At 52.0% G+C, this 14739-nt stretch carries 9 protein-coding genes; all 9 read left to right on the forward strand.

Annotated features, from left to right (window positions below):
• Positions 1-41: 41 nt before the first annotated feature.
• The 9 genes from rplL (at position 42) to rplC (ending at position 14730) form a co-directional block, all read left to right on the forward strand.
• Positions 42-416: a 50S ribosomal protein L7/L12 gene (gene rplL / locus P2G53_RS11565; protein ID WP_275817372.1), complete on the forward strand. Its 375-nt coding sequence runs from the start codon at positions 42-44 to the stop codon at positions 414-416.
• Between the two features lie 169 nt (positions 417-585).
• The gene (gene rpoB / locus P2G53_RS11570; protein WP_275817374.1) at positions 586-4686 is read left to right on the forward strand and encodes a DNA-directed RNA polymerase subunit beta; all 4101 of its coding nucleotides are present in this window, start codon (positions 586-588) and stop codon (positions 4684-4686) included.
• A 74-nt stretch (positions 4687-4760) separates the two neighbouring features.
• On the forward strand, positions 4761-8981 hold the full coding sequence (rpoC, locus tag P2G53_RS11575) for a DNA-directed RNA polymerase subunit beta' (RefSeq protein ID WP_275817376.1): 4221 nt from the start codon (positions 4761-4763) through the stop codon (positions 8979-8981).
• A 131-nt stretch (positions 8982-9112) separates the two neighbouring features.
• Positions 9113-9487 (forward strand): 30S ribosomal protein S12, encoded by a 375-nt coding sequence (gene rpsL / locus P2G53_RS11580; RefSeq protein ID WP_275817378.1) that lies wholly within the window; start codon positions 9113-9115, stop codon positions 9485-9487.
• A gap of 134 nt (positions 9488-9621) precedes the next feature.
• Positions 9622-10092, forward strand: coding sequence for a 30S ribosomal protein S7 (gene rpsG / locus P2G53_RS11585; protein WP_275817380.1), 471 nt, complete (start codon positions 9622-9624; stop codon positions 10090-10092).
• 18 nt (positions 10093-10110) lie between these two features.
• Positions 10111-12204, forward strand: a complete 2094-nt coding sequence (gene fusA, locus P2G53_RS11590; RefSeq protein ID WP_275817382.1) for an elongation factor G — start codon at positions 10111-10113, stop codon at positions 12202-12204.
• A gap of 38 nt (positions 12205-12242) precedes the next feature.
• Positions 12243-13466, forward strand: coding sequence for an elongation factor Tu (gene tuf / locus P2G53_RS11595; protein WP_275817360.1), 1224 nt, complete (start codon positions 12243-12245; stop codon positions 13464-13466).
• A gap of 193 nt (positions 13467-13659) precedes the next feature.
• A complete protein-coding gene (gene rpsJ, locus P2G53_RS11600) occupies positions 13660-13971 on the forward strand; it encodes a 30S ribosomal protein S10 (RefSeq protein ID WP_127695088.1) in 312 nt (103 codons plus the stop codon).
• Between the two features lie 120 nt (positions 13972-14091).
• On the forward strand, positions 14092-14730 hold the full coding sequence (gene rplC / locus P2G53_RS11605) for a 50S ribosomal protein L3 (protein ID WP_275817385.1): 639 nt from the start codon (positions 14092-14094) through the stop codon (positions 14728-14730).
• The last annotated feature ends 9 nt before the right edge of the window (positions 14731-14739 follow it).

Genomic DNA, 14739 nt, shown 5'->3' on the forward strand with positions numbered 1-14739 from the left:
GTTTTAATGGCCTACGGGCTGACAAATATCAGGAATTTAAAATGTCTCTGACTAACGAAGATATCCTTAACGCTATTGCTGAAATGTCTGTAAAAGACGTTGTTGCTCTGATCGAAGCAATGGAAGAAAAATTCGGTGTAACTGCTGCTGTTGCAGTTGCTGCTGGCCCTGCTGCTGGTGGTGACGCTGCTGCTGCTGAAGAACAGACTGAGTTTGACGTTATTCTGGCCGCTGCTGGCGAGAAGAAAGTAAACGTAATCAAAGTTGTACGTGGTGCAACTGGTCTGGGTCTGAAAGAAGCTAAAGCTATCGTTGACGGTGCCCCATCCACTGTTAAAGAAGGCCTGAGCAAAGACGACGCAGAAGCTCTGAAGAAAGAACTGGAAGAAGCTGGCGCTACTGTTGAAGTTAAGTAATAGCTTCTTGCTACACCAGGCAGCTTGACTGCCTGAAGTGCTGATGGCTGGTGGCTAAATGCCACCGGCCTTTTTCCGTTATTTTGTGCTGTAAACGATAACGGTATATCAGACGCCAACCTTAATTGGCTCTGCCTGTACAAATTGGTGCACTTGCTGGGGATCACTGATGGCTTATTCATATACTGAAAAGAAACGCATCCGCAAGGACTTCGGTAAATTACCGCAAGTCATGGATGTGCCCTACCTGCTGGCAATTCAGCTCGACTCCTATAAAAAATTCCTGCAAACCGGCGTTGATTCGGTTGAACGGTTGGATGAAGGTCTGCATGCCGCATTTAACTCTGTATTCCCTATCGTGTCCTATTCCGGCAATGCATCGCTGGAATATGTCGGCTACCGTTTGGGCGAGCCGGTATTTGATGTGAAAGAATGTCAGGTGCGTGGTGTGACTTACCATGCGCCGCTGCGAGTCAAAGTACGCCTGGTTATTTATGACCGTGACTCCAGCACTAAAGCGGTAAAAGATATCAAAGAGCAGGAAGTCTACATGGGCGAAATGCCTCTGATGACTGAAAACGGTACCTTTGTTATCAACGGTACTGAGCGGGTTATCGTATCCCAGCTGCACCGCTCACCCGGCGTGTTCTTTGATCACGATAAAGGTAAAACTCACTCTTCCGGCAAACTGCTGTATTCCGCGCGTATCATTCCTTACCGTGGTTCATGGCTGGATTTTGAATTTGATCCTAAGGACAACCTGTTTGTCCGTATCGACCGTCGTCGTAAACTGCCAGCGACTATCCTGCTGCGTGCTTTGGGTTATGAAGCGCAGGAAATCCTGGAGATGTTCTTCGACAACACTGAATGGGATCTGGGCGCTGACACCATCAAGATGAAACTGGTGGCTGACCGTCTGCGTGGTGAAACCCTGTCTTTCGAAGTGAAAGATCCGGAAGGCAACGTGGTTGTTGAAGCAGGCCGTCGTATCACGCCGCGTCATATCCGTCAGATGGAAAAAGCGGGCATGGAATACCTGCCGGTACCAATGGAGTACCTGTGCGGTAAGGCCATGGCGAAAGATCTGGTTGATCCGTCAACCGGTGAGGTGATCTGCGAATCCAACGCTGAGATCACTGAAGATCTGGTTAAGAAGATGCGTGCAGCGGGTATCACTACGTTTGAAACCCTGTACACAAACGACCTGGATTGCGGCTCTTTCGTATCTGAAACCCTGCGTATTGACCCGACCCGCAATCAGCTGGAATCTCTGGTTGAGATCTACCGCATGATGCGTCCGGGCGAACCGCCTACCAAAGAATCGGCTGAAGCGCTGTTTGAGAACCTGTTCTTTACCGAAGAGCGCTACGACCTGTCTGCTGTAGGTCGCATGAAGTTCAACCGTCGTCTGGGTCGTGATGAAGTTGTCGGCTCCGGCGTACTGGATAAAGACGATATCCTGGCGGTGATGCACACCCTGATCGACATCCGTAACGGCAAAGGCACTGTGGATGACATCGACCACCTGGGTAACCGTCGTATCCGTTCCGTAGGCGAGATGGCTGAAAACCAGTTCCGCGTAGGTCTGGTCCGTGTTGAGCGTGCGGTGCGTGAACGTCTGTCCATGGCAGAATCAGATAACCTGATGCCTCAGGATCTGATCAATGCCAAACCTGTTGCTGCGGCGATTAAAGAGTTCTTTGGTTCCTCTCAGCTGTCTCAGTTTATGGACCAGAACAACCCGCTGTCTGAGATTACGCATAAGCGTCGTGTTTCTGCTCTGGGCCCCGGCGGTCTGACCCGTGAGCGTGCAGGCTTTGAGGTACGTGACGTACACCCGACTCACTATGGTCGAGTCTGCCCAATCGAAACGCCTGAAGGTCCAAACATCGGTCTGATCAACTCCCTGGCGGTGTTTGCCCGCACCAACGAGTACGGCTTCCTGGAAACGCCTTACCGTCGTGTTGTAAACAGTCAGGTAACTGATGAACTGGATTACCTGTCAGCGATTGAAGAAAACACCTTTGTTATCGCGCAGGCCTCTGCGGCGATGGACGAAGAAGGTCGTCTGACTGATGAGCTGGTAACTGTTCGTCACCTGAACGAAACCACTGTCATGTCACCAGAGAAAGTACAGTACATGGACGTGTCTCCACGTCAGGTTGTATCTGTAGCTGCTTCTCTGATCCCGTTCCTGGAACACGATGACGCGAACCGTGCATTGATGGGTTCCAACATGCAGCGTCAGGCGGTGCCGACTCTGCGTGCTGAAAAGCCACTGGTGGGTACGGGTATCGAGCGTAACGTGGCACAGGACTCCGGTGTGTGTGTAGTTGCACGTCGTGGTGGTGTGATTGAATCGGTTGATGCCAGCCGCATCGTTGTCCGTGTAAATGATGACGAAGTGGTGGCAGGTGAAGCCGGTGTCGATATCTACAACCTGACCAAATACACCCGTTCTAACCAGAACACCTGTATTAACCAGCGTTCTATCGTAAGCCCTGGCGACATGGTGCAGACCGGTGACGTGATGGCAGACGGTCCATCTGTGGACCTGGGTGAACTGGCACTGGGCCAGAACATGCGCATCGCGTTCATGCCTTGGAATGGTTACAACTTCGAGGACTCCATCCTGATCTCTGAACGTGTGGTTCAGGATGACCGCTTTACCACTATCCACATTCAGGAACTGACCTGTGTGGCGCGTGATACCAAGCTGGGTTCTGAAGAGATCACCTCTGATATTCCAAACGTAGGTGAATCTGCCCTGGCCAAGCTGGATGAGTCCGGTATTGTGCACATCGGTGCAGAAGTAGGTCCTGGCGATATTCTGGTTGGTAAGGTAACACCAAAAGGTGAAAGCCAGCTGACCCCTGAAGAGAAACTGCTACGTGCAATCTTCGGTGAAAAAGCGTCTGACGTTAAGGACACCTCCCTGCGCGTGAAGACCGGTACGATCGGTAAGGTTATCGACGTACAGGTATTCACCCGTGATGGCGTACAGAAAGATCAGCGTGCGCTGTCTATCGAGAAGTCTGAACTGGATGCAATCCGCAAAGACCTGAACGAAGAGTACCGTATTGTTGAACAGGCGACTTTTGAGCGTCTGAGCAAAGTACTGGTAGGTCTGAAAGCGGATGGTGGTGCTGGCCTGAAAAAAGGCGAAGAGATCACTGAAGCGTTCCTGGCTGAGCTGCCTAAAGCTGACTGGTTCAAGATCCGTGTATCTGATGATGCTGCAGCTGAACAGCTGGAACTGGCGCAGAAACAGCTGGAAGACCGTAAAGAGTCTCTGGAGCGTCGCTTCGAAGACAAAAAAGGCAAGCTGCAGACCGGCGATGATCTGGCACCGGGCGTACTGAAAATCGTCAAGGTGTATGTTGCGACTAAACGTCGTGTACAGCCAGGTGACAAGATGGCCGGTCGTCACGGTAACAAGGGTGTTATCTCCGTAATCATGCCGGTTGAAGATATGCCGTACGATGAAAACGGTGAACCGGTTGATATCGTACTGAACCCGCTGGGCGTACCGTCCCGTATGAACGTGGGTCAGATCCTTGAAACCCACATGGGTATGGCTGCCAAAGGTCTGGGTCGTCGCATCAATGAGATGCTGGAACAGGAACGCGCCCGTGCGGAAACCGTAAAAGAAGTACGCGGCTTCCTGCATCAGATCTACAACGCTGACCTGGGTGCTGGCATGAACAGCCGCACGGAAGATCTGGATAACTTCTCTGATGAAGAGATTCTGGAACTGGCCAACAACCTGACTGCAGGTGTGCCTCTGGCAACTCCGGCGTTCGACGGTGCCAAAGAGGTTGAGATCAAGTCTCTCCTGCGTCTGGCAGGTCTGAACGATTCCGGACAGTGTTTGCTGTTTGATGGCCGTACCGGTCAGCAATTCGACCGTCCGGTTACCGTTGGCTACATGTACATGCTGAAACTGAACCACCTGGTAGACGACAAAATGCATGCGCGTTCTACCGGTTCTTACAGCCTGGTTACTCAGCAGCCGCTGGGTGGTAAGGCTCAGTTCGGTGGTCAGCGCTTTGGTGAGATGGAGGTGTGGGCACTGGAAGCATACGGTGCAGCTTACACCCTGCAGGAGATGCTGACCGTGAAGTCCGACGACGTGAACGGCCGTACCAAGATGTACAAAAACATCGTGGATGGCGATCACCGGATGGAACCGGGCATGCCGGAATCCTTCAACGTGCTCATCAAGGAAATTCGCTCCCTCGGTATCGATATCGAGTTGGAAAACGAATAAGGGCATATCCGAACACCAGGCGGGGGTCGCCCACCGGCGGCCTCAAGCAAGAACTCCGTTAGGAGCTTGATAGAATGAAAGATTTGTTGAATCTGCTGAAGTCCCAGGGTCAATCTGAAGAGTTTGACTCTATTCGCATCACTCTGGCCTCTCCGGATATGATCCGTTCATGGTCCTATGGTGAAGTGAAAAAGCCAGAAACCATCAACTACCGTACCTTCAAGCCTGAGCGTGAAGGTCTGTTCTGTGCCAAGATCTTTGGTCCGGTAAAAGACTACGAGTGTCTGTGCGGCAAGTACAAGCGCATGAAACACCGCGGTGTGATCTGTGAGAAGTGTGGCGTTGAAGTCACGCTGGCCAAAGTACGTCGTGAGCGTATGGGTCACATTGAACTGGCGTCCCCAGTTGCACACATCTGGTTCCTGAAGTCCCTGCCGTCCCGTATCGGTCTGTTGCTGGATATGACCCTGCGTGATATCGAGCGGGTACTGTATTTCGAATCATTTGTTGTTATCGATCCGGGCATGACCACCCTTGAGCGCGGTCAGCTGCTGAACGATGAACAGTATTTTGAAGCACTGGAAGAGTTCGGTGATGACTTCGATGCCCGTATGGGTGCGGAAGCAATCAGAGAGCTGCTGTCTTCTATTGAACTGGAAGAGGAAGTTAATCAGCTGCGTGAAGAACTGCCGCAGACTAACTCTGAAACCAAGATCAAGAAGCTGTCCAAGCGTCTGAAACTGCTGGAAGCCTTCTACAAATCTGGCAACAAGCCAGAGTGGATGGTGATGGAAGTACTGCCGGTACTGCCACCTGATCTGCGCCCGCTGGTACCGCTGGACGGTGGTCGTTTTGCGACCTCTGATCTGAATGATCTGTACCGCCGCGTGATTAACCGTAACAACCGACTGAAGCGTCTGCTGGACCTGAACGCACCGGATATCATCGTACGTAACGAAAAACGTATGCTGCAGGAATCCGTGGATGCGCTGCTGGATAACGGCCGTCGTGGTCGTGCGATCACCGGTTCTAACAAGCGTCCGCTGAAATCTCTGGCTGACATGATCAAAGGTAAGCAGGGTCGTTTCCGTCAGAACCTGCTGGGTAAACGTGTTGACTACTCCGGTCGTTCTGTAATCGTAGTGGGTCCATACCTGCGTCTGCATCAGTGCGGTCTGCCTAAAAAAATGGCGCTGGAACTGTTTAAGCCGTTTATCTTCTCCAAGCTGGAACTGCGTGGTCACGCGACCACCATTAAAGCTGCCAAGAAGATGGTTGAGCGCGAAGAAGCACTGGTCTGGGATATCCTGGATGAGGTGATCCGCGAGCATCCGGTACTGCTGAACCGTGCACCAACTCTGCACCGTCTGGGTATCCAGGCATTCGAGCCGGTTCTGATTGAAGGTAAAGCGATTCAGCTGCACCCGTTGGTTTGTGCGGCGTACAACGCCGACTTCGACGGTGACCAGATGGCGGTACACGTACCGCTGACACTGGAAGCTCAGCTGGAAGCCCGTGCGCTGATGATGTCTACCAACAACATCCTGTCGCCAGCCAACGGTGAACCAATCATCGTACCGTCACAGGACGTGGTACTGGGTCTGTATTACATGACCCGTGAGCGCGTAAACGCTCAGGGTGAAGGCCGTGTATTTGCGGATATTGAAGAAGTGGAACGTGCACACGGTGCTGGCACGCTGGATCTGCAGGCCAAAATCCGTGTCCGTATCACTGAAACCATCCGTGATATCGAAGGCAATCTGGAAACCGTTACCAGTCTGAAAGAGACCACCGCCGGTCGTGCGCTGCTGTTTGCGCTGGTACCTGCCGGTCTGCCATTCGAACTGGTTGATCAGCCGATGAAGAAGAAGGCGATCTCTCGCCTGCTGAACGAAGCCTACCGTCGCTGCGGTCTGAAAGACACTGTGATCTTTGCTGACCAGCTGATGTACAAAGGCTTCCGTCAGGCCACCCTGTCTGGTGTGTCTATCGGTGTGAACGACTTTGAAATCCCTGCAGAAAAAACCGACATCATTGAAGACGCAGAATCCGAAGTAATGGATATCGAACGTCAGTTCTCTGAAGGTCTGGTAACCCAGGGCGAGAAATACAACAAGGTTATCGACATCTGGTCCCGCGCGAACGAGCTGCTGGCCAAGAAGATGATGGAAAACCTGAAAACCGAGCCGGTTATCACTAAAGAGGGTAAAGAGTCCGAGCAGGAATCTTTCAACTCTGTCTACATGATGGCCGACTCCGGTGCCCGTGGTAGTGCTGCTCAGATCCGTCAGCTGGCGGGTATGCGTGGTCTGATGGCCAAGCCGGACGGCTCGATCATCGAAACGCCAATCACCGCGAACTTCCGTGAAGGTCTGAACGTACTGCAGTACTTCATCTCGACCCACGGTGCGCGTAAAGGTCTGGCGGATACGGCACTGAAAACAGCGAACTCCGGTTACCTGACCCGTCGTCTGGTTGACGTGGCACAGGACGTGGTTATCACTGAGCACGACTGTGGCACCGATGACGGCGTACAGATGTACCCGCTGATTGAAGGCGGTGACGTGGTTGTTGCACTGGGTGACCGTGTACTGGGTCGTGTGGTTGCAACTGACGTGCTGGATCCAACCGGTAAAGACGTACTGATTGAAGCCGGTACCCTGATCGACGAAGCCTGGAAGTTCCGTCTGGAAAATGACGAGCAGTATTCCTCTATCGACGAAATTAAAGTGCGCAGTGCTATCAGCTGTCGTACCCGTCATGGTATCTGTGCCAAGTGTTATGGCCGTGATCTGGGTCGTGGTCATCTGGTTAACCCGGGTGAAGCAGTGGGTGTTATTGCGGCACAGTCCATCGGTGAGCCAGGTACACAGCTGACCATGCGTACGTTCCACATCGGTGGTGCGGCATCCCGGGCAGCAGCAGTTGACAGCATTCAGGTGAAAAACGGCGGTGAGATTCGTCTGCATAACCTGAAGTTTGTAGAACGTGCTGACGGCAATCTGGTGGCAACTTCCCGTTCCGGCGAGCTGGGCGTAACTGATGAGCACGGTCGTGAACGTGAGCGTTACAAGCTTCCATACGGTTCTGTGATCAAAGTACGTGACGGCAGTCAGGTTGCAGCGGGCGACATCGTTGCCAACTGGGACCCGCACACCCACCCAATCATTGCTGAGATGGCGGGTACTGTTGAACTGTCCGGTATTGAAGACGGTATTACCGTTAAGACTCAGACAGATGAGCTGACCGGCCTGTCCACCACTGAGGTGCTGGAAGGTAAAGATCGTCCACAGGCGGGTCGTGATATCCGTCCGATGATCAAACTGATGGATGGCGATAAAGAAGTCATGCATCCGGGTACCGATTCTCCGGCGCAGTATCTGCTGCCTGAGAAAGCGATTATGAACCTGTCCAATGGCGCAGCGGTTCAGGTGGGTGACGTGCTGGCACGTATTCCACAGGAAGGCTCTGTGAACAAGGACATCACCGGTGGTCTGCCACGTGTAGCTGACCTGTTTGAAGCACGTAAACCTAAAGAGTCTGCGATTCTGGCGGAAGTGTCCGGTGTGGTTGGTTTCGGTAAAGAAACCAAAGGTAAAAAACGTCTTCTGATCTCTCCGGCGGATGCGGATCCGGTGGAAACCATGATTCAGAAATGGCGTAACCTCAACGTGTTTGAAGGTGAGCAGGTAGAGAAGGGTGAGGTGATCTCTGATGGTCCGTCTAACCCGCACGATATCCTGCGTATTCAGGGCGTTGAAGAACTGGCTAAATACATCGTTGGCGAGATCCAGGACGTTTACCGTCTACAGGGTGTTGTGATCAACGATAAGCACATCGAAGTGATTGTGCGTCAGATGCTGCGCAAAGTTGAGATCACTACTTCTGGTGATTCCAGCTTTATCCCGGGTGACCAGGTTGAATACATGGCAGTGATCGCAGAAAACGAAGAGCTGGAAGCAGCAGGTAAGATTCCAGCTAAATTCGACCGCGTTCTGCTGGGTATCACCAAAGCATCTCTGGCAACTGAGTCCTTCATCTCTGCGGCGTCCTTCCAGGAAACAACCCGCGTACTGACTGAAGGTGCAGTGACTGGCAAGCAGGACTTCCTGCGTGGTCTGAAAGAGAACGTGGTTGTGGGTCGTCTGATCCCGGCCGGTTCCGGTCTGGCGTATCACGATGAGCGTAAGCGCAAACGTGCTCAGCCAGCTGAATCTGCAATGACCGTGAGTGCGGAAGAAGTGCAACAGGCATTGACCGAAGCTTTGAATGCTTCAATGCCTGATAGTGAATAACGATTGATTAAATCCTGTTCACTGATTGCGAACCGGGCCGGAATTGATTAAAATTCCGGCCCCTTTGTGACTGGATCGAAAAAATCCGGTCTTTTTGTTGGTGTTAACTAAAAAAACGTGGAGTTTGCTTAATGGCAACGATTAACCAGTTGGTACGTAAACCACGTAAACGCAAAGTTCAGCCTAGCGATGTTCGTGCATTGCAGGGTTGTCCTCAGCGTCGTGGCGTATGTACCCGTGTTTACACCACTACCCCGAAAAAACCGAACTCTGCACTGCGTAAAGTGTGCCGTGTTCGTCTGACCAACGGCTTCGAGGTTGCTTCCTACATTGGTGGTGAAGGTCACAACCTGCAGGAGCACAGCGTTGTTCTGATTCGTGGTGGTCGTGTTAAGGACCTTCCAGGTGTGCGTTATCACACAGTACGTGGTGCTCTGGACTGCTCTGGCGTTAATGAACGCAAACAGGGTCGTTCTAAGTACGGTACTAAGCGTCCTAAATCTTAATCGTCGTCCCTGCGGCGCGGCACAGCAGCGATCTTGATAAGAGGCTGCCGGGCTAACCCGGAAACACGGTAAGAGTAAGGCCAGGCCTATGCCTGGAAAACCTGAAGACCTTTTAATGAATTGAGGGCTTATCAATGCCTAGAAGACGCGTCGCTGCAAAGCGCGAAATTCTGCCGGATCCAAAATTCGGTAACACTGTTCTGGCTAAATTTATCAACCATGTAATGGTAAGCGGCAAAAAATCTGTCGCTGAGAAAATTGTTTACGGTGCCCTGGATAAAATCCAGCAGCGTACAAGCCAGGATCCACTTGAACTGTTTGAAAAAGCCCTGGAAGCGATCCAGCCTGCGGTGGAAGTTAAGTCCCGTCGCGTGGGTGGTGCTACTTATCAGGTGCCTGTAGAAGTGCGTCCATCCCGTCGTATGGCTCTGGCTATGCGCTGGATTGTTGATGCCTCTCGTAAACGTGGTGAGAAGTCCATGGCGCTGCGTCTGGCCGGCGAGCTGGTCGATGCTTCTGAAGGTCGCGGTGCGGCTGTGAAGAAACGTGAAGACGTGCATCGTATGGCTGAAGCGAACAAAGCATTCGCTCACTACCGTTTCTAATCTACAGAGGATTGAGTCGTGGCTCGTAAAACACCTATCGCACGCTACCGTAACATCGGTATCTGTGCGCACGTAGACGCAGGTAAAACCACCACTACAGAACGTGTGCTGTTCTACACTGGTCTGTCTCACAAAATCGGTGAGGTTCACGACGGTGCAGCTACCATGGACTGGATGGAGCAGGAGCAGGAGCGTGGTATTACCATCACTTCTGCAGCGACTACCTGTTTCTGGAGTGGTATGAACCAGCAGTTCGATGAGCATCGTGTCAACATCATCGACACCCCCGGGCACGTTGACTTTACCATTGAGGTAGAGCGTTCACTGCGTGTTCTTGATGGTGCTGTAGTTGTACTGTGTGCGTCCTCCGGCGTACAGCCTCAGACTGAGACTGTATGGCGTCAGGCGAACAAATATGAAGTACCTCGCATGGTTTTCGTCAACAAGATGGACCGTGCTGGTGCTGACTTCTTCATGGTTGAGCGTCAGCTGAAACAGCGTCTGGGTTGTACTGCTGTGCCGATTAACTTCCCAATCGGTGCTGAAGACGAGTTCAAAGGCGTGGTTGACCTGATTCGCATGAAAGCCATCATGTGGAACGAAGCCGATCAGGGCATGACCTACGAGCTGGAAGAGATCCCAGCTGATCTGCAGGCTAAAGCCGAAGAGTTGCGTGAAGCAATGATTGAAGCGGCTGCAGAGGCCAATGAAGAGCTGATGGAAAAATACCTTGAAGAAGGTGAGCTGTCAGATGATGAAATCAAAGCGGGTCTGCGTGCGCGCACCCTGGACAACGACATTGTTCTGATGCTGGCAGGTTCTGCCTTCAAGAACAAAGGTGTTCAGGCGGTTCTGGACGCTGTTATCGAGTACATGCCTTCTCCGAAAGAAGTTAAGGCAATTGAAGGTACTCTGGATGACGCGGCTGGCACTGTTGCTACACGTGAAGCTGATGACGATGCGCCTTTTTCTGCGCTGGCATTCAAGATCGCGACTGACCCATTCGTGGGTACCCTGACGTTCGTTCGTGTTTATTCTGGTGTTCTGAACTCTGGCGACAGCGTTATGAACTCTGTGAAGAGCAAGAAAGAGCGTGTGGGCCGTATGGTGCAGATGCACTCTAACCAGCGTGAAGAGATCAAAGAAGTACGCGCGGGTGACATTGCGGCTCTGATCGGTATGAAAGACGTAACCACCGGTGACACTCTGTGTGCCCTGGATAATGTAATTATTCTGGAGCGTATGGAATTCCCGGATCCGGTAATTTCTGTTGCGGTTGAGCCTAAGTCCAAAGCGGACCAGGAAAAAATGGGTATTGCGCTGGGTAAACTGGCTCAGGAAGACCCGTCTTTCCGCGTAGAAACCGATCAGGAATCTGGTCAGACCATCATCTCCGGTATGGGTGAGCTGCACCTGGACATCATCGTTGACCGTATGCGTCGCGAGTTCAAGGTGGAAGCTAACATCGGTAAACCTCAGGTAGCTTACCGTGAGAAGATCCGCAGCTCTATCGATGCAAACCACAAGTTTGCGCGTCAGTCTGGTGGTCGCGGTCAGTACGGTCACGTTGTGATCGAGTTCAGCCCGTCTGATGAAGAAGGTCTGGAGTTCGTGAACGAAATCGTGGGTGGTGCTATTCCGAAGGAATACATCCCGGCGATTCAGAAAGGTATCGAAGAGCAGATGAAGAACGGTGTTATCGCCGGCTATCCGCTGATCGGCCTGAAAGCCCGTCTGCACGACGGTTCTTTCCACGAAGTTGACTCCAACGAGATGGCGTTTAAAATCGCAGCATCTCAGGCTCTGAAGAAGTATGCGCAGCAGGCTAGTCCTTGTCTGCTTGAGCCAATGATGAAAGTGGAAGTTGTGACTCCAGAAGAGTACATGGGTGACGTAATGGGCGACCTTAACCGTCGTCGCGGCCTGGTACAGGGTATGGAAGACAGCTCTTCCGGTAAGGTGATCAACGCTCAGGTGCCGTTGGGTGAAATGTTCGGTTACGCAACCGATCTGCGCTCTGCGACTCAGGGTCGTGCAACTTACTCTATGGAATTTTCTGAATACGCTGAAGCACCAAATAATATTGCTGAAGCGGTTATTAATCAGAACTAATTTTTTCGCCTAATTACTTGTTTAAGAGGTAATAAAAAGTGGCTAAAGCACAATTTGAACGTTCCAAACCGCACGTAAACGTAGGCACCATCGGCCACGTTGACCACGGTAAAACTACTCTGACAGCTGCACTGACTCGCGTTTGTGCTGAGACTTGGGGTGGCAGTGCCGTTGCATTTGATGGTATCGACAACGCTCCAGAAGAGCGTGAGCGTGGTATCACCATCGCAACTTCTCACGTTGAGTACGATTCACCAGCACGTCACTATGCGCACGTTGACTGCCCAGGACACGCTGACTATGTGAAAAACATGATCACCGGTGCTGCACAGATGGACGGTGCGATTCTGGTATGTGGCGCGACTGACGGCCCAATGCCTCAGACCCGTGAGCACATCCTGCTGTCTCGTCAGGTAGGTGTACCTTACATCGTTGTATTCCTGAACAAGGCAGACCTGCTGGCTGACGACTGCGGCGGCGCAGACTCTGAAGAATACCAGGAGATGCTGGAACTGGTTGAAATGGAACTGCGTGAGCTGCTGGACACTTACGACTTCCCAGGTGATGACACTCCAATCATCCCAGGTTCTGCGCTGATGGCGCTGAACGGCGAAGACGAAAACGGTCTGGGTACTTCTGCAGTTAAGAAACTGGTTGAAACGCTGGACTCTTACATCCCAGAACCAGAGCGTGCAATCGACGGTGCATTCATCATGCCTATCGAAGACGTATTCTCTATCCAGGGTCGTGGTACTGTAGTAACTGGCCGTGTTGAGCGCGGTATCGTTAAAGTAGGCGACGAGATCGAAATCGTTGGTATCCGTCCAACTACTAAAACTACCTGTACTGGTGTTGAGATGTTCCGTAAGCTGCTGGACGAAGGTCGTGCAGGTGAGAACATTGGTGCGCTGCTGCGTGGTACCAAGCGTGATGACGTTGAGCGTGGTCAGGTACTGTGTAAGCCTGGTTCAATCAAGCCTCACACCCGTTTCGAAGGCGAAGTATACGTACTGAGCAAAGAAGAAGGTGGTCGTCACACTCCATTCTTCAAAGGCTACCGTCCACAGTTCTACTTCCGTACCACTGACATCACTGGTGCATGTGAACTGCCGGAAGGCGTTGAAATGGTAATGCCTGGCGATAACATCCAGATGGACGTTACGCTGATCAACCCAGTAGCAATGGAAGAAGGTCTGCGCTTCGCGATTCGTGAAGGTGGCCGTACCGTTGGCGCGGGTGTTGTATCTAAAATCGTTGAGTAATTAATACTCTCCGATGCAAAAAGCCCTCTTCGGAGGGCTTTTTTGTGTCTGCTGCTGGCAGTTTCACAGGATTGTCTAAATAAACAACAAGTTTTGTTGACCTGTTCTTTTCCTGCCAGTAGAATTTGCGTCCCTCTCATTGTAGGGGGAGGTCGGCTATGCCGTTTTTAAACATATTGGAAATGTGATCGAAATGCAGAATCAGAAAATTCGTATTCGTCTGAAAGCCTTTGATCATCGCCTGATCGACTCGTCCACGCAGGAAATCGTTGATACTGCTAAACGGACTGGTGCTCAGGTGCGGGGCCCGATCCCGCTTCCTACCCGTAAAGAGCGCTACACAGTGCTGATTTCACCGCACGTCAACAAAGACGCCCGCGATCAGTATGAAATCCGCACTCACAAGCGTGTTCTGGACATCGTTGAGCCAACAGAAAAAACTGTTGACGCACTGATGAAGCTGGATCTTGCTGCGGGTGTTGAAGTGCAGATCAGCCTCGGCTAATTAAGGCAGCTGCGCAGAATTAATTTATTAATGAAGCGCTTATTTTGTGTGGAATGCTCTGGAAAGGGCAGCCGTAGTGGGTAACAGCCCCGTACACAACTGGCAAGAGGTTTTAAAACAATGTCTGTAGGTCTTATCGGACGTAAAGCGGGTATGACTCGCGTCTTCAATGAAGACGGCGTATCCGTGCCAGTCACTGTCATCGAAGTGGAACCGAACCGTGTTACTGCAGTTAAATCTGCAGATACCGACGGCTACGCGGCTGTGCAGGTGACCACCGGTGCTAAGAAGGCTAACCGCCTGTCTAAGCCGGAAGCTGGTCAGTTTGCGAAAGCAGGTGTCGAAGCAGGACGTGGTTTGTGGGAGTTCCGCCTGTCAGGTGGCGAAGAAGTCAACGTTGGCGATGAGCTGACTGTTGCGCGCTTTGAAGCGGGTCAGAAGGTAGACGTAACCGGTCGTTCTAAAGGTAAAGGTTTCCAGGGCGGTATCAAGCGCTGGAACTTCAGCATGCAGGACGCTACTCACGGTAACTCGCTTTCTCACCGTGCTCCAGGTTCTATTGGTCAGTGTCAGACTCCTGGTCGTGTTTGGAAAGGCAAGAAGATGGCAGGTCACATGGGTGATGAGCGTGTAACCGTTCAGACCCTGGAAGTCGTTCGCGTTGACGCTGAACGTAACCTGTTGTTGATCAAAGGTGCTGTTCCAGGCGCAACTGGCGGTGACGTAATCGTTAAACCGGCCGTTAAAGCCGGCGCCTAAGGGGGTTTG

It is taken from the genome of Neptuniibacter sp. CAU 1671, assembly GCF_029222905.1.
GTDB lineage: Bacteria > Pseudomonadota > Gammaproteobacteria > Pseudomonadales > Balneatricaceae > Neptuniibacter.

What these genes read in the sequence shown, in the direction of transcription:
- rplL (WP_275817372.1), top strand. Translation starts at nt 42, where the DNA reads ATGTCTCTGACTAACGAAGATATCCTTAACGCTATTGCTGAAATGTCT.
- rpoB (WP_275817374.1), top strand. Translation starts at nt 586, where the DNA reads ATGGCTTATTCATATACTGAAAAGAAACGCATCCGCAAGGACTTCGGT.
- rpoC (WP_275817376.1), top strand. Translation starts at nt 4,761, where the DNA reads ATGAAAGATTTGTTGAATCTGCTGAAGTCCCAGGGTCAATCTGAAGAG.
- rpsL (WP_275817378.1), top strand. Translation starts at nt 9,113, where the DNA reads ATGGCAACGATTAACCAGTTGGTACGTAAACCACGTAAACGCAAAGTT.
- rpsG (WP_275817380.1), top strand. Translation starts at nt 9,622, where the DNA reads ATGCCTAGAAGACGCGTCGCTGCAAAGCGCGAAATTCTGCCGGATCCA.
- rpsJ (WP_127695088.1), top strand. Translation starts at nt 13,660, where the DNA reads ATGCAGAATCAGAAAATTCGTATTCGTCTGAAAGCCTTTGATCATCGC.
- rplC (WP_275817385.1), top strand. Translation starts at nt 14,092, where the DNA reads ATGTCTGTAGGTCTTATCGGACGTAAAGCGGGTATGACTCGCGTCTTC.